This window comes from Persicobacter psychrovividus (assembly GCF_036492425.1).
Taxonomy (GTDB): Bacteria; Bacteroidota; Bacteroidia; order Cytophagales; family Cyclobacteriaceae; genus Persicobacter; species Persicobacter psychrovividus.
This window is the reverse complement of sequence record NZ_AP025295.1, coordinates 117,527-134,902: the sequence shown is the minus strand read 5'-3', so window position 1 is coordinate 134,902 and position 17,376 is coordinate 117,527. Positions and strand designations below refer to the sequence as shown.

The 17,376-nt window shown below is 39.1% G+C and carries 18 protein-coding genes; 9 read left to right on the top strand and 9 right to left on the bottom strand.

Annotation, left to right across the window (positions count from 1 at the left end):
• Window positions 1–62 precede the first annotated feature (62 nt).
• The gene (locus AABK40_RS19430; RefSeq protein WP_338399038.1) at window positions 63–695 is read right to left on the bottom strand and encodes a hypothetical protein; all 633 of its coding nucleotides are present in this window, start codon (window positions 693–695) and stop codon (window positions 63–65) included.
• A 448-nt stretch (window positions 696–1,143) separates the two neighbouring features.
• Between AABK40_RS19430 and AABK40_RS19425 the strand changes: the two genes are divergently transcribed.
• Complete coding sequence (locus tag AABK40_RS19425; RefSeq protein ID WP_338399037.1) at window positions 1,144–2,019, top strand: NmrA family NAD(P)-binding protein; 876 nt, start codon at window positions 1,144–1,146, stop codon at window positions 2,017–2,019.
• A 38-nt stretch (window positions 2,020–2,057) separates the two neighbouring features.
• Here AABK40_RS19425 and AABK40_RS19420 read toward each other — a convergent pair whose 3' ends face one another.
• On the bottom strand, window positions 2,058–2,402 hold the full coding sequence (locus AABK40_RS19420) for a DUF3024 domain-containing protein (RefSeq protein ID WP_332920310.1): 345 nt from the start codon (window positions 2,400–2,402) through the stop codon (window positions 2,058–2,060).
• Between the two features lie 553 nt (window positions 2,403–2,955).
• Here AABK40_RS19420 and AABK40_RS19415 point away from each other — a divergent pair.
• Window positions 2,956–3,279 (top strand): hypothetical protein, encoded by a 324-nt coding sequence (locus tag AABK40_RS19415; RefSeq protein WP_338399036.1) that lies wholly within the window; start codon window positions 2,956–2,958, stop codon window positions 3,277–3,279.
• A gap of 159 nt (window positions 3,280–3,438) precedes the next feature.
• Here the strand turns inward: AABK40_RS19415 and AABK40_RS19410 are convergent, their stop codons facing one another.
• Complete coding sequence (locus AABK40_RS19410) at window positions 3,439–4,017, bottom strand: PhnA domain-containing protein (RefSeq protein ID WP_338399035.1); 579 nt, start codon at window positions 4,015–4,017, stop codon at window positions 3,439–3,441.
• Between the two features lie 270 nt (window positions 4,018–4,287).
• Here AABK40_RS19410 and AABK40_RS19405 point away from each other — a divergent pair, with 270 nt between their 5' ends.
• Window positions 4,288–5,013: a hypothetical protein gene (locus AABK40_RS19405; protein ID WP_338399034.1), complete on the top strand. Its 726-nt coding sequence runs from the start codon at window positions 4,288–4,290 to the stop codon at window positions 5,011–5,013.
• Between the two features lie 53 nt (window positions 5,014–5,066).
• On the opposite strand, the gene AABK40_RS19400 is transcribed toward AABK40_RS19405, so the two are convergent.
• Window positions 5,067–5,498, bottom strand: a complete 432-nt coding sequence (locus tag AABK40_RS19400) for a hypothetical protein (RefSeq protein ID WP_338399033.1) — start codon at window positions 5,496–5,498, stop codon at window positions 5,067–5,069.
• Entirely contained in the window at window positions 5,498–5,983 is a 486-nt protein-coding gene (locus tag AABK40_RS19395) for a DUF4920 domain-containing protein (RefSeq protein ID WP_338399032.1), read from the bottom strand. The genes AABK40_RS19400 and AABK40_RS19395 overlap by 1 nt, the downstream gene beginning before the upstream one ends.
• A gap of 1,043 nt (window positions 5,984–7,026) precedes the next feature.
• Here AABK40_RS19395 and AABK40_RS19390 point away from each other — a divergent pair.
• From AABK40_RS19390 to AABK40_RS19380, 3 genes are all read left to right on the top strand, one after another.
• Complete coding sequence (locus AABK40_RS19390; RefSeq protein ID WP_332920304.1) at window positions 7,027–7,500, top strand: MarR family winged helix-turn-helix transcriptional regulator; 474 nt, start codon at window positions 7,027–7,029, stop codon at window positions 7,498–7,500.
• An 87-nt stretch (window positions 7,501–7,587) separates the two neighbouring features.
• The gene (locus tag AABK40_RS19385; RefSeq protein WP_338399031.1) at window positions 7,588–9,222 is read left to right on the top strand and encodes a mechanosensitive ion channel family protein; all 1,635 of its coding nucleotides are present in this window, start codon (window positions 7,588–7,590) and stop codon (window positions 9,220–9,222) included.
• A gap of 89 nt (window positions 9,223–9,311) precedes the next feature.
• A complete protein-coding gene (locus AABK40_RS19380) occupies window positions 9,312–9,692 on the top strand; it encodes an arsenate reductase family protein (protein ID WP_338399030.1) in 381 nt (126 codons plus the stop codon).
• Between the two features lie 116 nt (window positions 9,693–9,808).
• Here AABK40_RS19380 and AABK40_RS19375 read toward each other — a convergent pair whose 3' ends face one another.
• Both AABK40_RS19375 and AABK40_RS19370 read right to left on the bottom strand, forming a co-directional pair.
• The gene (locus AABK40_RS19375) at window positions 9,809–11,218 is read right to left on the bottom strand and encodes a M16 family metallopeptidase (protein ID WP_332920301.1); all 1,410 of its coding nucleotides are present in this window, start codon (window positions 11,216–11,218) and stop codon (window positions 9,809–9,811) included.
• A 33-nt stretch (window positions 11,219–11,251) separates the two neighbouring features.
• A complete protein-coding gene (locus AABK40_RS19370; protein ID WP_332920300.1) occupies window positions 11,252–12,568 on the bottom strand; it encodes a M16 family metallopeptidase in 1,317 nt (438 codons plus the stop codon).
• A 449-nt stretch (window positions 12,569–13,017) separates the two neighbouring features.
• Between AABK40_RS19370 and AABK40_RS19365 the strand changes: the two genes are divergently transcribed.
• On the top strand, window positions 13,018–13,644 hold the full coding sequence (locus AABK40_RS19365; RefSeq protein ID WP_338399029.1) for a hypothetical protein: 627 nt from the start codon (window positions 13,018–13,020) through the stop codon (window positions 13,642–13,644).
• Between the two features lie 597 nt (window positions 13,645–14,241).
• On the opposite strand, the gene AABK40_RS19360 is transcribed toward AABK40_RS19365, so the two are convergent.
• Window positions 14,242–14,742 (bottom strand): effector binding domain-containing protein, encoded by a 501-nt coding sequence (locus AABK40_RS19360; RefSeq protein WP_338399028.1) that lies wholly within the window; start codon window positions 14,740–14,742, stop codon window positions 14,242–14,244.
• A gap of 217 nt (window positions 14,743–14,959) precedes the next feature.
• Here AABK40_RS19360 and AABK40_RS19355 point away from each other — a divergent pair, with 217 nt between their 5' ends.
• Together AABK40_RS19355 and AABK40_RS19350 are read left to right on the top strand one after the other, a co-directional pair.
• Entirely contained in the window at window positions 14,960–15,586 is a 627-nt protein-coding gene (locus AABK40_RS19355) for a carbonic anhydrase (protein WP_332920297.1), read from the top strand.
• A 103-nt stretch (window positions 15,587–15,689) separates the two neighbouring features.
• Window positions 15,690–16,070, top strand: a complete 381-nt coding sequence (locus AABK40_RS19350; RefSeq protein ID WP_338399027.1) for a hypothetical protein — start codon at window positions 15,690–15,692, stop codon at window positions 16,068–16,070.
• A gap of 35 nt (window positions 16,071–16,105) precedes the next feature.
• On the opposite strand, the gene AABK40_RS19345 is transcribed toward AABK40_RS19350, so the two are convergent.
• On the bottom strand, window positions 16,106–17,371 hold the full coding sequence (locus AABK40_RS19345) for a PepSY-associated TM helix domain-containing protein (protein WP_338399026.1): 1,266 nt from the start codon (window positions 17,369–17,371) through the stop codon (window positions 16,106–16,108).
• Window positions 17,372–17,376: the final 5 nt, after the last annotated feature.

Genomic DNA, 17,376 nt, shown 5'->3' with positions numbered 1-17,376 from the left:
AAGACCGACAATGTGTGTAATTTGGCCTTAGATTGGCATCAAAGATCAAAGGTGAGTAATATTTAGCTATGTGCAGTTGTATTTATATCATAGGGCTTTACACCGTATGGTATTAAAATACGGATTGTATCTTCTATATTTTTAATCAATACCTCTGTTCTATTCGTGAGAATTTGATCTTTTTTATACGTTAACGATACACCTCCGTAAACTAAAGCTCCTTTCATAAAATCGAGTTTATTTTCGATCTCATGAATTTTATTTTCCCCAATACTTCTACTTGGTTCTGCTTCCAAAAAAATAGACAAATTTCTGAAACCTGAAGAATCTAAAATAACTGTAAACCCTTTTACTTTTCCCTTTAATATTTCCTCTGTAAAGTGAAATCTTGTTGATTCATTTATCTTATCAAATCTAAATCCATTTGATGTTAGTGTGTTGATCGATAATCTATTGTAGACTTTTGATCTTGGGTAATTTTTCATAAACCATCCTGCGTAAGCAATCGGTAGTATAATTAATGTAAGCATTACACCAAATAAAAGGCAGGCTACGATATTAAAGAAAATATTGATTCCAATTTGATCATTATAGATGATTGACCAATAAAAAGCCTCACTCAATATAAATCCAATAGATAAACAAAATACAATTAAAAATTTTACTTTATGACTGTTTAGGTGTAAAAATCTCATTCGAAGTCTTGTGTTATTATTTAAAAAATGATATATACTATAATTTTAATAAATTTAGTTATAAGGATTTATTGTTCAAAGTTACTAATGAAGTCTAAAGCTATGATTCCCTTTTAAGTACCTATGGATGAGTGAGTAAATAGTTTTGTTAATTCAATTTCGGATATCATTACAGGCTGTATTTTGGCGTAGATTGGAATCTTAAACCCACACTGCTTCTGCTTGGTATAAAATAATGTACCGATTACTTGAGACATAATAAATTATGCCTTTACAGGATGGGTAGGCTGTGGTGTAAAAACACACAAGCCCGTACCGTTTGATGTTAAGATTAACATCTCTACAAATGACTTTAACCTCCAATTTTCCCCTTTCATCGCTTTTTATACTGAAAAAGTCCGTTGGCTTCTTTATTTTTGAGCAGAAGAACACCAATATTTTTTAGCGCATGGAGGCAAAGAAAATTTTCATTACAGGAGCAACGGGTAACATCGGTAAAAGCTTAATCAAATACCTTTTAGAACAAGAGGGTACGGATCAAATTATTGCAGGGGTACGGAATGTCGAGCGGGCGAGGGGACAATTTCCAACCCACGAACGCCTGACTTTCCGGGCATTTGATTTTGAGGATCAGACAACTTTTAATGCTTTGAAAGAGGTTGATCGTGTGTTTTTGTTGCGTCCACCACATTTGGCGGATGTAGATCGTTATTTTAAGCCATTGATCGATGCATTTCAGCAAAATCAGATCAATCAGGTTGCTTTCTTATCGGTGCAGGGCGTGGAAAAAAGCAAGGTGATTCCACACCATAAAATTGAAAAGCTGATCGTTGAAAGTGGCTTGGAATATATTTTCGTGCGCCCAAGTTACTTTATGCAGAACCTGACGACCACGCTTTATGAGGAATTGAAAACGCACGGCACGATTACACTGCCTGCAGGCAATGCGGTATTCAATTGGGTAGATATTGAAAACATCGGGGAGGCGTCGGCGATTCTATTGTCGAATTTCGAGCAATATAAAAATCGGCCTTTTGAAATTACGGGCGGGGAAAATTTATCTTTTTCGGAAGTGGTATCGATGATCAATCAGGAGATTGATACCCAGCTTAAGTATCGGTCGGTTAATCCGTTCAAGTTTTTTTTGTTGAAAAAACAACAGGGCACCGCCGTACCATTTATTATGGTGATGATTATGCTTCATTTTTTACCGCGCTTTCAGTCGGCACCGAAATGCTCGGACGCCTATACTTTGCTCAGTAAAAAACTACCGACCACTATTCGCGAATTCGCAAAGCGGGAGCAACAGCTGCTCCGCCCATAAAAAAAGAGCGGCTACCCATCCGTAGCCGCTCTTTTTTCTTATCCCCAAAAACAGGCGTGTTCATCTTCATCGAGCACCTTAAAAAACTCTATTAAGTTCGTTACCTGCTTCTTCGGTTCATAAGGTTGCCAAACTTGTTCGGCGCCCATCCAGTATAATCGCCAGGCACCTGTGGTTTTTACCAATCGGGCTTTAGCGACAGGGTATCTGTTATATACGTCAGGCTTCCTGTAATCAGGTCTGATTTCTTGGATGATCAATACATTATCTTTAAAGGTATATCCAATATCCAGTTGATTGCGCATTTCTTCTTCAGGGCGCATTAATTCCACATTTTCCTGAATCGCTTTTTCGAAAATACTGATGACCTTACCTTCTTCCATCCTATTATTCTCCTTAGTTGTTTAACCTTAAATATAAGCCTTTCTGCGGGCAATACTGAAAATAGTCTTTGAATTTTTATCAGAAATTCTCCGGTGCTACTGTAACAGACAAGCAGGAAATCCCTTTTTTCGGTTCATGCCTGAGCAAGAATTCTGACCGTACGACCACCTTCAATGGGAAGACTGATATTTTACTGCAAATTGCGTTTCTTGTGGTTTTTTTTATTTGTTAAAGACGAATTCTAACCAATGGAGTACTCGGTCAAAAACATCGGGTTAAAGGTGGCAGGAAAGATTTTGTGCTCCAATCACTGATCATCAGGCACCTTTTTCAGTTTTCCGCGCACTTTGTGCTAAAAGCAGTAATTTCATCCCCCATTTTAAAAGTTGATGCGCAACTGCCATGAACGATGCTCGGTTAAAAATACGTCAAATAATGAATGATATTTTCGGGCCGTGCCATCAGAATAATGAAAGCCATTGTCAGTCCAAAGACCTTCTGAAAATCAACAAGGGAACATTTCAGCCGTTAAATAAAGAAAAGCAATGAACGATGAATAAAGGAAAATACTTACCCGTCCCATGCGATTTTTATGACTTGTTGACTGACACCGCAAGTTTGCGGCAACCTGTAAAAGTCAATTATTTTGTGGATGATGAGGCCTTGATGGATGCCCAGGGGCTGATTGGCGATATTGAAAACAAAGAAGGGGCAGAATATTTAGTGATCGGGGAGGTGAGTATCCGACTCGACCATATTGTAACCATTAATGGAAAAGTGGGGCCTGCTTATGGAGATTATGAGGCTTTTTCAGATGCCTGCATGAGTTGTAATTTGGGGTATGACCATCAGGGGAATCCTAAAGACTGGAAGTAGTAGGATTTCACTGTAGACATGATCTCGAAAAAGCAAGACTGATAAACCCTATACTATCGCGGAGGTTGGTGGTTAACAGCCAATTGGTCAGGGCGTCAATAGGATGAAACAAAAAAAGGCAAGCCAAAGAGGTTTGCCTTCTTTCGTTGAGGGGAAATCTTAGGAAGTTTTCTTCACATATTTGGTCAAGATCACAATCTGCTGACTGTTCACACGCCCTTCGATGTGTTCGGCATTATCCCACACCAAAGAAATATTTCTTACTGCAGTCCCTCGCTTGGCCACCATGCTCGACCCTTTTACATTCAAGTCCTTGATCAGCACAACGGAATCACCATTCGCCAATACAACACCGTTGGCATCCAAATGCTTAATGGCATTTTCGTCCACCTGCTCAATTCCTTCTTCAGCCCAGGCTTTCACATCATCTTCCAGGTACATCATATCCAGAAGATCCTGCGGCCAACCTTCAGCTTTCAGTTGGTTCAACATGCGATACGCCACCACCTGAACTGCAGGAACAGTGCTCCACATGCTGTCATTCAGGCATCTCCAATGGTTGGCATCCACGGCAGCATCGTCGGCCAATTGCGTCCGGCAGGTTTCGCAAGCGTAAATACTTTTGGCTTCAGAACCATCCGCCTCTGGGCCCACACCGTAGGCATCCAGGTTGGTTTTGGAGCCACATAACTCACATTTGGATTCACTTCTTGCGATCAGTTGTTGTTCAACACTCATTATATATAGTTTATCGTTTTCAAAGAGAAAACAAGCCCCATGAAGGCCTTGTTTAAAAGAAGAACAAAATTAATAAAATATAAATGAAATTGCCTTCAGGGGCATATAAATGCATCTGATCTATATTATTTATATAAAATTCAAAGAAAGGAATGCCCGATAATGCTTCTTTAGGTCGTGCAGGTTTACCATTGATACAAATTTACAGCTGTTGGTAAATTTTCAGCAAACGAATTCCGAAACGGCTTGTTAAAGGATAAACTAACTGCTATGAAAAAGATACTTATTACTGTTTTTTGCCTGTTACCTGCCATCCTGATGGCACAGGTAACCAAATCTCCGACACCGAAAAATGACCAAATGCAGGTCGATGACGAAATGGTGTCCTGCTTGGCGATGGAATTACCCATCAGTAGCAAAGAGGCGCAAAAGTCCTTTTGCAAATACCTGAAAAAGGAGCATAAGGTCAAGACGAAAATGAAAGACAACAAATTGGTGGGCAAGAACCTTGAACTGCCCACGATTTCTGAGCACCCTGCACATATGGAGGCCCATTTTACACCGACAAAAGAAGGCGGTTCTGAAATGAAAGTCATGCTTAAGAGTAAAGATGGTGTACACACTGATCAAGAGGTAGATGCGGCTTCACACCAGGAGTTGAGTGCGATTATGGTGAATTATGGTAAGCAGGCGCAATATTTACATCATGATAATGAGATTGATGATTTGGAAGATGCCTATGATAACCTGAAGGATAAATATAAGGCGAATCAATCCACGATTAAGGCCATCGAAAAACAAGAAAAGCAACGTAAGAATTTAACGGATGGCCAATTGGAAAAAACAGATTACAACCATGACGCCAGTGGTGAGGCTGCCAAAAGTCACATCTCACAAATTGAGGATGAAAACAAACAGCTGAAAAGAGAGATGAAAAAGTTGGAAGATAAAATTGAGGAGAAGGAAGATCATCAGAAGAAATTAAAGAGATTGTAGTCTCCTGAATATTCATGAAAAAGGCTGAACTTTTACCGAGTTCAGCCTTTTTTTTATGGTCGATTAATTGTCAGCTTTTTAATACGCTCCGTGGGGCCGGGGCACATTTGCTGATGGCAATTCATACAACGGATCACCGTTCCATTGAAATGCTCGATTTGCAATGTCGCCTCTTTGGGCTCTTTCAGAATATATTCCTGAAAATCTTTGGCCATACTTATATATTGCGGACTTTGATTTTTACCCTGCTCGGTTGGTTGGGCAGTGAGTAAATGTCCGACATTCAGAATGACGGTCTGCGGATTTTTGTTATCCAGCAGCAACTGCCTGCGTTGTTCCATCTGCTCGGTGAGGTCTCGCATCAGCCAGGCAAGTTCAGATCCACCGTTGGGGTAGCGTTCTTCTTTGGTGTGGCCTTTTTCTGTACAGGAATAGCAGACGATCAGGCCATACAGTACAATGAAGGTTAAGGAAAGAAATCTCATTATTTTAAAGTCACGCCGTCAGCCTGAAAAGTGTATTTGATTTCATCCTCAGTAATCTTAGCGATTTCTTCTGCTGATTTTCCAGCATCTTCCGCATAATGTTTCAGGGTCGCTACAGAGATCACCTGTTTCCTTGCCACACCATGCATGATCGCTTTTTTGCCTGCTGCATCCTTAGGAACAAAAAATGCATAATCTTTGAACCGAACCAGTAGATTGTCATTTTCATTCAAGGGCAAAGTCATCCAGCATCCTTTTTTCTGGCACACTTCCGCAATCGTTCCTTCAGTGGTAATCAGAAGGGAATCTTTGCTTTCAAGTTGTTTTTCAATGTTACTCAGGGCGGTAATGTCATTGAGATCAAATGCAGTACCGTAAAAAGTAGCTTCCTTTTCTTCTGCCCCTTGTTGAGCTTCTTTTTTCTCTGAAAGGTTACAAGAGGATAAATGAATAAGTAATGAGAAAGCGATTAAAAATCTTAACATATCTAAAGTTTGTCTATTGTTGTTTTCCCATAAATATACAAAATAATCTTGTTCATTTGATTCACACAGCTTTGAAAATGCCATTTTTATCAAAATGATTACATGAACAATGCATTACCCTTATGTTATGTCAGGGTGTTTATGAATGGGTAGCGGTTACTTTTAGTAAAGCAAGAGCTTGCGTGAGGAGAATATGCATAGCAAGATCAGGAATGGTTTGTGCGCTGTACAACCGAGTCTGTTGAGGATAATCAAATATGATATATAATGATGAAGGTGATAAATAGTTGTTGATCAGTGTACTATTATTTTTTTGTTGAATATCCAACCGATGCGTCCTTTAGTGCACCAGCCTGTGCTAATTTATGTCAATAATTTGTTAAAGCTTCTATCAAATTCCGGAATTGATATCCTAAAACGATCGGATGAGTCGCGCTTACACCTCCTTCATTTACCACCCGGCATAGTAGAGATCTCACCCGTTGTAAACACTCTTTTTAGGCTAAAAAAGGACTATTTTGTCGCTTTTTACTTAAGATGCTTCTTACGGCATTTTTCACTTAATATTCTTTCTTACTTATCTTTATATTAAAATTAGATTAATAACAGTGCTTTTCCGTGTGGATTTTGACGATTATCATGCGAGAAGAATCATGATTTAATTTAAAAAATATGGTTTAAAGCTGTATATTAATACTTGTATATAACAAAAATTGCTTATTTTTGAACAGTGGGCTGAAAGGGTACAATAATTTATTTGCAGCTTTTTTTCGTCAATTTCTCCAAAGCACAGGTCGGTATTAATCGATTTATGTTTTTTTATATTAAAGACTATATTTTTAATAGTGTTTATGAGGAATTGATTAAACGTATACAAAAATAAACTATTATATTGCCGTTAGAAATACAGCAAAAATATTTTCAGTCGAGTGTGTCAAAAATTGGAAGTACTAACTTTTAGTTGCAGCCGCATTCATTTTTACTAAAAAACTTTTGGTTGTGCAAAAGCCTCTTCGCAGGATTTTTTTAACGAAATAAAAGGTATGATGACAGATACAGAAATTATGGACCACGCTGTGGTTGATTTGAGAAATGAGTTAGGGTCTCATTTAGGGCAGGTGGCGAGGTTGTCCAATTATCTTTTGGATAGTCAGTTTAGCAGAGCGGGCTTCAACATCACCAGAGAACAATGGAGTCTTTTGCGATTGTTATGGGCCGAGGACGGGCAATCTCAGCAGAAACTGGCAGATCGTTTGATGAAAAATCGGGCGAGTATCACCAGCTTGATTGATAACCTTGAAAAGCAAAATTTGGTGGTGCGTGTGCCCAACCAAAAAGATAAGCGTTCGAAGCTCATCTACCTGACACAGCAGGGAAGGGAATTGAAGGAGCCGTTGGCAGATGTTTTCGAAGCCACTTCTCAGTATTGTTTTAGAAGCATTTCGGAAGAGAATCTTGAAACTTGTATGGAGGTATTATTACAGGTAGTCAGGAATATCAAATCGAATAATTCATAATTTCCCCTTGGTAAACATCAGGGAAAAAAAGTTCATCCTTTAAGGGTGAACTTTTTTTGTATGGGCGGATTTTCACATCTTTGCTGCATGAAACAAACTACCTTTATGATGATGAGGCATATTGTCTTTGTATTATTATTTTTTTGCTGGGGGGCGGCACAAGCACAACAAACGATTGAAACCCTTCCCGACACCAGCCTGATTTCACCTCGGAGCTGTATCAATAATCACTATTATTTTTTGCAGGAACAGCATTTTGATAAGTCAAAATCTGTGCGGTCGCTGTTTCCTGTTCAGGGGATGTCGGAGAAGAAGCTTGAACGCCGAGCTTTGCAGCTGAAGCAGATTTATGATGGGGTGGGTTTTTATAACTCTGTGAAAGATATTCCAGGGCAAGCGGATTATATCGACAGCCTTTCCAATGAACATATTTATCGCATCTCCAAGAATTTCCCCAAGCTGTACCTCGAGAAAATTGAAGGGAAGTGGTACTATTCAAAAGAGTCGGTTTTGGTCATCCCTGTGATTCACCAGCGAGTTTATCCTTACGGAATGGACAAGCTTTTGAACATGCTGCAAGGTTTGGGCGATAATCAGTTTTTGGGCATTTACTACTGGCAGGTGCTGGGCTTGTTAATCATTCTGGGTATTTGTGTGATTGTGTATCAGGTCCTGACGCACATTGCCAGTAATTTACTGGAACGGGTGCTTTTGCGCCTCAAGCTCAATAAAACACATGGTCTAATTATTAAGCCATTATCCAAGCCATTTTCACTTTTTGTGGTCATTTCTCTGGCCATATTGATGTTGCCCATTTTGCAGTTTACGGCAAAATTTCAGGCGGCATTTTTACTGATTTTACGACTGCTGCAGCCGTTCTTTTTATTGGTGCTGATTTACCGATTGGTAGATATCATTTGCGATTATTTTGCCAAGGTTGCGCGTACTACTGAAAGTACACTGGACGATCAGCTTGTACCACTTTTGCGCCGCTTCCTTAAAGTGGTGGTGGTCATTATTGGGATGTTACTTGTTTTACAGAATCTCGATTATGACATTACGACGCTGTTGGCAGGTATTTCGATTGGTGGTCTTGCGTTTGCATTGGCCGCTCAGGATACCATTAAAAACCTTTTCGGCTCGCTGATGATTTTCGTCGATCGCCCATTTCAAATCGGGGATTGGGTTACGGGCAGTGGCTTCGATGGAACGGTAGAGGAAGTAGGATTTCGTTCCACTCGAATTCGCACTTTTCACAATTCTGTAACGAGTATTCCGAATGGTAAAATTGCTGATATGACCGTAGATAATATGGGTTTACGTTCGTACCGAAGATATAAAACGATGATTCAGGTTACCTATGACACCCCAGCCTCGGCGGTAGAATTATTTGTGGAAGGCCTCAGGGAGATTGTTAGGCAACACCCTGAAACCCGTAAGGATTATTTTCATGTCTATTTCAACAGCTATGGCGCACACTCGCTGGATATCCTATTTTATATTTTCTTTTCAGTACCCGAGTGGGGCGATGAGCTTCGGGCCCGTCATGAGGTGAACCTTGAGATCATGAAATTAGCAGAACACCTCGGGGTGCGTTTCGCATTCCCTACCCAAACATTACATATGGAGGAGTTCCCTGGTCAGCCTTCAATGACCCCTGGCGCAATGGACCGACAGGAAATGGAAATGAGAATGGCAAGCTATTTTGAAACAAAAAAATAGATTAACTATTTGATAATTAGCTTGTTATTGTGTAATTGCCTATCATCCATGATGGGCAATTTTTTTATGCCTTAAAACTGAAAAAAACCATGAATAAGAGCCACCAAACCCCTGCCGTGTATTTCAATGGAGAAAATCCTGCGGACTTAAAGATGATTCAACAGCTGGAATCGGCCAAAGTTGTTTTTCGGCATATCGATCTCAGTAGATGTAAATGTTGTAAAGAGGTATTTACTGATTTGGTGACTGCCATAGGGCAGGATGCTCAAAATGTGGTGAGTAAGGCTTCGACTTTCTATCCAAATTTCTTACATCGGTTTGAGCAGGTAGATGCTCCCACAGATGCCTGGTACGCCGAAATGTTTACCTATTATCCTTCGTTACTGAAATCTCCTTTGGTGCTTGTTGAAGGGCAGGTGCACTTGGTGGCCGACTCCGAGGATCTGAATCGATTATTACCACTGAACTAAGCGTCTTTTGAGGAACGAGTGCGTGCATTTCTTCCATTAACGCCAAAGAAATAGAGGTCACAAAAAAAGCCGACCACTTCCGTGATCGGCTTACTGACTAATCAAAAGTTATATATTTACAACTTTTTTCCAAATGGTCCGAAGTCAACAACTTCGCCAAATTGTTTCAAGGATTCTTTCACCTCGCTGCCTTTTCCAACAACAATAATATTGCTGTTTTCTGGCTGAATATATTTCTCAGCAGCTTTCTGGATATCCTCCAAAGTTACGGCCTGAATTTTTTGAATGTAAGTAGCGTAGAAAGTTTTAGGCAACTTGTACAATTCCTGACTGATCGCAAAGCTTGCAATGTTCTTTGGATCTTCAAGGCTACGGGCATAAGAACCGATCATGGTTGCTTTCGCCTGGTCAAGTTCCAATTGTGTAACTGGTGCTTTACGAATCGCTTTCAACTCGTGCATAAATTCAACAATTGCCGAATCAGTGACTGCGTTACGCACTTTTCCTGAAGCTACAAATTCTCCTGTGAATCTGTTAGGTGATACATAAGAGTAGGCGCCATAAGTATAGCCGTGTGTTTCTCTCAGGTTTTTGTACAGACGTGCACTTGATCCACCCCCTAAAATATTGGCCATCAATTTAGCAGCAATATAATCACTGTTTTTTGGGTTGTACTTGATAGGGTTTGTAATGGTAATGCTCGACTGTTGAGCAGATTCTAAATCAGAGAAATAGATGGTCGTTTTTGAAGGTGCTTCTGGTGCGGTAGGTGCCACAGTTTTGTTGGCAGATTTCTTCCATGTAGAGAAATACTTTGTTGCCAACGCTTTCGCTTCTTTATAAGAAATGTCACCGATCATTGAAAGGTAAGCATTGTTTGGCGTGTAGGCATTTTCGTAAAACGACTGGCAGTCCGCCAAAGTAACGTTTTTCAATGTTTCCAGAGTTTCAATTTCTCCATAAGGGTGTTCGTGTCCGAAATTGGCAACATTCACCAAGTTCTTTGAAATCGCATCCATGCTATTAGGAACCATAGCCAAGCCATTGCTTTCCTGGTTCATCGCTTTTTCAAACTCCTCCTTGCTAAATTTTGAATGCAAGGCCACATCAGCCATGATCTCAAAAGATTTCTTTTTGTATCGGCTCAGGGTTTCTACATACATTCCGCTGGTACCTGAAGAAAAGGCCGTTCCCATGAAGTCCATTTCTTCATTGATTTCATCTTTGGTACGCGTGGCTGTTCCACTGCCCATCAATGAACTTGTAATGGATGACATCCCCGCTTTTGAACCTTCCAAAACAGGGTTGTTGTAAAGGCGCAAAGAAAAAGTAACACTTGGAATTTCGTGATTACTCACTACCAATACTTTCAGGCCATTTGGCAAAGTGAAAGTTTTAGGCGTTTTCAGTTTGATTTTTGCAGGCTTTTCAGCTTTTGGTGCGTGGGTTCTGTCCACCTGAGCAAAAGCTTGTTGGCTTACAAAGAAGAAGGCCAACAGGATATATATGAAATTCAGTTTTTTCATTTCTATAAGTTTATTTTCGCTAAGAATAGAGGATTATTTTTGCGTCTTAGGCAAGTATTGCAATACAACACGGTTATCCTTGACGAAATATTTTTTCGCTACGCGTGAAATATCATCAAGGCTTACTGAACGGATGTCATTCAGGGTCGTATTGATTGCTCCAGTGTTCCCTTTAAAAATGTAGTTTTTCGCTAACATCTGGCTGATATCGTCCATTTTGCTCAACGATTTCAAATATTCTGCTTCCGCAATATTTTTTGCTTTGTCCAGTTCTTTTTGCGTAATGCCATTCTCAACTGCATTATCAACCACTTTGTCGATGCTCTTTTCAAGATCGTTAGGATTTACACCCTGACTTGCGATAGAGTAAACAATCGAATTTGATTCGTATTCAAGATCGAGGTTGAATAATTCACTCGCCATGGCAATTTGCTCTTTATCGACAATTTGCTTATACATACGTGAGGATGCTCCGTTGGCCAATACTGAAATGAACAACTGAACGGCCTGATAATCTTTGCTCGCTACGCCTGGTGTGCGGTAGCCCATGAATACCCCTGGAAGGGTGATGTTATCATAAACAACATCTCTGATTTCTGTGGTTTGCGCTGGCTCCTGAACCGTAGGACGAACAATTTCTTTCTCTCCTTTAGGGATATCTTTGAAATAAGTATTGATCTCCGCTTTTACTGATTTGATATTGAAATCACCCGCAATCACCAATACCGCGTTGTTTGGTACATAATAGTGATTGTAAAAGTTCATGAACTCTTCCAATTTTGCCTGGTTCAAATCTTCCATAGAACCAATTGGTGTGTGGGCATAAGGGTGTACCTTATAAGTATGCTTCATCAATTGGTCAAGGAATGTACCATAAGGACGAGCGTAACGCATGCGTTTTTCTTCCTTCACCACTTTACGTTGTGTATCAACACCAATTTGTAGAATATTTGCATGCAACATGCGCTCTGACTCCAACCACAATCCCAATTTCCATTGGTGAGCAGGGAATTTGTCATAATAGAAAGTCATATCCTGCGTAGTGTAGGCGTTGTTATACCCCCCCGCATTCGAGCAGTATTTGTCAAATTCTCCTCGTTTAATATTTTTTGAGCCTTCGAAAAGCAGGTGCTCAAAGAAATGGGCGAAACCTGTACGGTGTTCTACTTCATTTTTACTACCAACATGGTATCCTACCGATACCTGCACATTTGGTGTGGATTGATCCTGGTGCAGAATAACATGAAGACCATTCGGCAAGTCATATTCTTCAAATTTGATTTGAGTGTCCTGTGCCATGATCTGGAAATAGCATAGACAACAAAACACTAAACTTAGTACCCTTTTCATCAATTATTGGATAAGATTAAAGTAAATAGATTTCCACTTGATTGGATATTCAAGCTTGATACAATTGTAAGTGTTTACAAAGGCATATTCAATAAACTATTTTTAGACTGCTTGTTTTTATCGGCGAGTGGTAATATTTAATTATAAATGGAAAAAGGGAATTGCGCTGTTTTGGAGTATTCGAGGTCGTTGTTTTGAGGTAGTGTAGGTAAGTGACTGATATGTAGTGTGTTAATTACTTATTTGGAATAGTATAAAAATAGTTTAAATTTTCATTACCAACCGATGGGTATTGCAGTATTCCCATATTAGTATTATTTATTTAAGACAATATTCAACAAGAATACTGCAAATTGTTTTTTGTTATTTCGCTTAAGAATACTGAATCCTCAAATATTATCTTATATTTAATTGTTTCAGTTGTGCATTGATATAATACATTTTTTAATATGAGCGTTTTTGACCCAAAGTTATCATTCACTAATAGCCGAAAAATTTGCTGGCTGATGGCGGAAATTGAGGAGTCTGTTTCAAAAATGTTGGGGATTTCAAAACTGTTGAACCAGCAAAAAAACCTGATGGGGATCGGATTGAGCAACCGAATAGAAGTAGGCTTCAGTTTTAAAAATCCCGCTTTTGAACAAAAAAAGATTTTGCTCTTTGAGCGCGCTTGCAAAAAAATGATCAAGGAATATAGTCGCTGTTTCAATCACCTGCTTGAATTGGTAAGTCACATTTTCCAAAGCTTGGTAGATCAGATTCCTTTTGCGGAAATACAAAGTGGGCACGTGCAGTTTGATAGTCGACTGGTTATTAGAAATGTTCAATTAATGACCCAAGAAGAGTTTCGGGAGTCGCTGTACGAAAATTATGAAAAATTGAATATTGTCGAGCGTTGTCAGATTATATTTTCATTATTGAAGCTCCCATTTCCCACGCATTTTTCAATTTTGTTGGAAAAAATAGCACTTGTCAACCATCAATGTTATCAGCGCCCCTACGCAATTTATATCGATGCAGAACAGATCAAATTGTTCTCTTTTATTTTGGCTGACTTCAGAAATACTTTAAGATGATAATTATCAGCAAGTAGTCAATAAATGGCATAATTAAAATATGCTTTATTAATAATTGATACTATTTATGAATATCATGATGGGTATTTATAAAAAGTGAAATAATTATAATTATAAATGATAGTTGATTTTGTTATTTTGAAATCATAATCAAGCAATACCTATTTGTTGCAATCCATATTAGCTACTTAAGAAATGCGGCGTAGGCAGGTTAAGAATATGCTTTAGATGACTTTGGAAATTATTTATTTTCAAACTTTTTTTTAATATTTTTCATCTTAAAAAGTTTATATAAATGGAGTTAAGAGGTTGATTTATAGGTTATTGCTATTTGATGAGTGCATAATTCGCCTTAGTTTTGGATAGGGGCTTAATCTTTTGGGGTGTTGAAAAGTCAAATATTTATACGATATTTGTAAGGAAATGTAAGAGGTATTCTTGAAATGATCGATGGGATGCCAATAATTTGAGGACGTCTGGAGACATTTAAGCGTTGACTTCAGAAATACTCTAAACTTGTAGTGTTACGTCAAAAAAAATTGACAGTTTGAAAGACCCGGATTTATCCGGGTCTTATTGTTTTAATGCAATTTGTCACTATTTTTTAATAATGGGAATCCAAATCTCCTCGGTGGATTGTTCATTCAATGGATCATAGTTTGAATCGAAAGTTTCAAATTGTGCTCGGCTCCAATCCCATTCATAGCCTGACGAAGCTAAATATTGCTCACGAAAGTTTTCCAGGCTTTTATTGAAGTCGGCTGCCCGCCCCTGGTAGGTGTAGGTGGCATATAAACCTCCCTCAATTTGTGAATAGGCTAAACCATCAGGCAATGATTGTTCTTCGTGCTGCCCCTTAACTGCTGCCCAGCGTTCAATGGGGATGTCCATGAAACCGGGACCAGCCAATGGGGCACTGGCTCTAAAAGTGGAGTAGAACCGATTTTGCTCATACGCCTCGATATGCTTCACCAATGGTTTAAAGAACCGCCAAATTTTAGCAGGATCTTGCAAGTTTCTCAGGGTGGTTGGCTCTTTTGCTCCAATCAGTAATATGGGTGCAATGGTTTTCAACGCGATGTTTTTTTGTTCTTTCATATCTGTAAAGGTACTCGGATAGCTGAAATGTAATACTCAATGAGTTATATCAGTGTGTTTGCGATTTTTTCATCTGATATTTAAAGCATAATCTATATGTAGGTAGTATAGGAATGAATGCTTCTCAAAATTTGGCGAGTATTTTCAAAATATGCTATTTTTACATGCAAAATATGTTTTGGATTATTTATCCAAATGATAATCTTAACGATCCGATATGAATCTGGAATTAATCTTTGAAAATAACAAAAAGTGGGTAGCTGATAAATTAAAAGTGGATGACAACTACTTTGAGAATTTATCAAAAGGACAAAGCCCCGAGATTTTGTATATCGGTTGTTCCGACAGCCGTGTTACTGCAGAAGAAATTACGGGAGCACATCCAGGGGATATATTTGTCTATAGAAACATAGCGAATATGGTGTCCAATATTGATTTGGGTTCACAGTCGGTGTTGGAATATGCTGTAGTGCATTTGAAAGTCAAACAAATTATTGTTGTGGGGCACTATTTCTGTGGCGGTGTAATGGCGGCGATGCAATCTGCTGATCTGGGCATTCTAAATCCATACCTTCGAAATATTCGGGATGTTTACCGACTTCATAAAGAAGAACTCAATGCTATTACAGACGAAACGGCAAGATATAAGCGATTGGTAGAGCTTAATGTGCAAGAGCAATGTATTAATGTACTGAAGACCGCCTGTGTTCAGCGGGCCTTCAATAGCGGTCAGCTGGATATTCATGGTTGGGTATTCGATATTCAATCAGGGAAACTAATTGACCTTGATATGAACATGAATGAGAAGATGAAAGACATCATGGAAATCTATCATTTAGATTAAAATCGGACTTTTTATAAAAAATCAATGCTTCAAAGGTCAAATTTTGAAGCATTTTTACTTTTTTTCGTACATGTAGTTAAGTTATAAATTAAAGCTTAATTCAATGATACATATACGTCCTGAGATTAAAGGAATTTTACCATCAGATAAAGTTAAACTATCATTTCAGAATGAAACCCTTCGGCCTATCCTTAAAGCGCTAAATGATCATTTGCTGATATTGGTCCGTGAGTATTTCGGATCGGTTCATTTCGATTTGGAACGTGTTGAGGATTCCAAACTCAAACAACAAATTGACACGCTATTGCTAAAAGAATCTTCGATCAAATTTTCAGTGTTGGGGATGGTCATGGGGCAGATGAGCCATGAAGAATACGCCACCTATTTCGAGAATTCTAAATCATACAACAAGCGCATTTGGAGTATGGCAGCCAAACGGATTTTTGATGGCTTGAAGGCCACTTCAAAAGAAGAAACCAACTAATTTACAGGTGTTATCATGGGCTGAAAAACAGGTTTTTATTTTCGGCTGTTCTGGCGATACACCAACAAAATCATGATTATTAAAGCGGCCCAACCCATTGGGCTGCTCCATAGTAACAGGCGGCTTACGGCTATTTTTTGACTGATGAAAAACAGCAGTGTCAGGATCATTAGTAAGCCAATAAATGTTCCCCAAACGATTTTTTTACCTTTCTTCAGCCGCTTCTTTTTGGCTCTTTTAAGATAGATAATATAGCCTGAAATTGACAGGAAGCCCGTAATTAAGCCAAATATGCTGTAAATTACTTTCAGTAATACTCCCCCAAACTGACCAAAATGTAAACCTTCGGGAAGGTAATACCATTTTGCTGCCGCAGTTGCTGTTTTAACATCAAATTTATCGAGAACCTTTAAATCGGCTTTGTCCAACAGAAGCCAATTACAGAAAGGATCATAACAGGCCCCCTCCATATTTACCGCGACCTCAATGTTTCCATTTCCTGCCTTTGCGTATTGAATCCGTAGCTGATCAGCAGAAGTAAAAATCCCAAAAGCTTTTGCGCTAACATCTGCATAATTAATCGGTATTTTCCGTTCGTCCTGCAGGCTGACTTTAGCGTTTGCTATGATGCTTTTTTGTGGTGAAGGCGGACGATAAATGTGCTGTTTTATCCACGGCTGAAAGCCAAGATAGGCACCTGTAACAGCCATCATGAAGTTGAAGAATAAGGCGATAATTCCCAGGTACTTATGCCAGTCATTGTACCTTTTCTTCTTGCGTTTAAACTGCCCAAATTTCTGTTTTTTCATGAAGGGGCTATAGATAATGACCCCTAAAATGGTCGAAATTAAAAGGCATATTCCTGCAAGACCGACCAGCTGTCTGCCATACCACTGATTAAACAGTCGAATGTGTAATGTTCGTAAAGTATAAGAAAACGTCTTGTATCGGTCTCTTTGCCCTAAAACCTTACCTGAATACGGATCGATAAATATTTCCGTGCAGTCTTTTTGTCCGGTGTGTTCATTTTTCTGATATAAACTCAAAAGCCATGACCTTTTCGGGTCACGGCTAATGTTTACAGCGTAATTCGTAACGTTTTCAAAACGCTGAACTATTGCTTGAATTTGAGCTTGCGGCAATTGATCTACCGCTGTGGATTTTACCTGATAGAGTGCAGGGTTCAACGTTTGATCAATTTCATTTTTGAAAATGGCCAAACTTCCCGTAATACTTAGGATAATGATCACCAGCCCACTATACAGTCCCAGCCAACTGTGCCATGCCCAAATTTTCTTCATGCTCC

Bases quoted from the DNA above. Each gene is read 5' to 3' on its own strand.
- AABK40_RS19430 (WP_338399038.1), bottom strand. From the start codon at position 695: ATGAGATTTTTACACCTAAACAGTCATAAAGTAAAATTTTTAATTGTA.
- AABK40_RS19425 (WP_338399037.1), top strand. From the start codon at position 1,144: ATGGAGGCAAAGAAAATTTTCATTACAGGAGCAACGGGTAACATCGGT.
- AABK40_RS19420 (WP_332920310.1), bottom strand. From the start codon at position 2,402: ATGGAAGAAGGTAAGGTCATCAGTATTTTCGAAAAAGCGATTCAGGAA.
- AABK40_RS19415 (WP_338399036.1), top strand. From the start codon at position 2,956: ATGAATAAAGGAAAATACTTACCCGTCCCATGCGATTTTTATGACTTG.
- AABK40_RS19410 (WP_338399035.1), bottom strand. From the start codon at position 4,017: ATGAGTGTTGAACAACAACTGATCGCAAGAAGTGAATCCAAATGTGAG.
- AABK40_RS19405 (WP_338399034.1), top strand. From the start codon at position 4,288: ATGAAAAAGATACTTATTACTGTTTTTTGCCTGTTACCTGCCATCCTG.
- AABK40_RS19400 (WP_338399033.1), bottom strand. From the start codon at position 5,498: ATGAGATTTCTTTCCTTAACCTTCATTGTACTGTATGGCCTGATCGTC.
- AABK40_RS19395 (WP_338399032.1), bottom strand. From the start codon at position 5,983: ATGTTAAGATTTTTAATCGCTTTCTCATTACTTATTCATTTATCCTCT.
- AABK40_RS19390 (WP_332920304.1), top strand. From the start codon at position 7,027: ATGATGACAGATACAGAAATTATGGACCACGCTGTGGTTGATTTGAGA.
- AABK40_RS19385 (WP_338399031.1), top strand. From the start codon at position 7,588: ATGAAACAAACTACCTTTATGATGATGAGGCATATTGTCTTTGTATTA.
- AABK40_RS19380 (WP_338399030.1), top strand. From the start codon at position 9,312: ATGAATAAGAGCCACCAAACCCCTGCCGTGTATTTCAATGGAGAAAAT.
- AABK40_RS19375 (WP_332920301.1), bottom strand. From the start codon at position 11,218: ATGAAAAAACTGAATTTCATATATATCCTGTTGGCCTTCTTCTTTGTA.
- AABK40_RS19370 (WP_332920300.1), bottom strand. From the start codon at position 12,568: ATGAAAAGGGTACTAAGTTTAGTGTTTTGTTGTCTATGCTATTTCCAG.
- AABK40_RS19365 (WP_338399029.1), top strand. From the start codon at position 13,018: ATGAGCGTTTTTGACCCAAAGTTATCATTCACTAATAGCCGAAAAATT.
- AABK40_RS19360 (WP_338399028.1), bottom strand. From the start codon at position 14,742: ATGAAAGAACAAAAAAACATCGCGTTGAAAACCATTGCACCCATATTA.
- AABK40_RS19355 (WP_332920297.1), top strand. From the start codon at position 14,960: ATGAATCTGGAATTAATCTTTGAAAATAACAAAAAGTGGGTAGCTGAT.
- AABK40_RS19350 (WP_338399027.1), top strand. From the start codon at position 15,690: ATGATACATATACGTCCTGAGATTAAAGGAATTTTACCATCAGATAAA.
- AABK40_RS19345 (WP_338399026.1), bottom strand. From the start codon at position 17,371: ATGAAGAAAATTTGGGCATGGCACAGTTGGCTGGGACTGTATAGTGGG.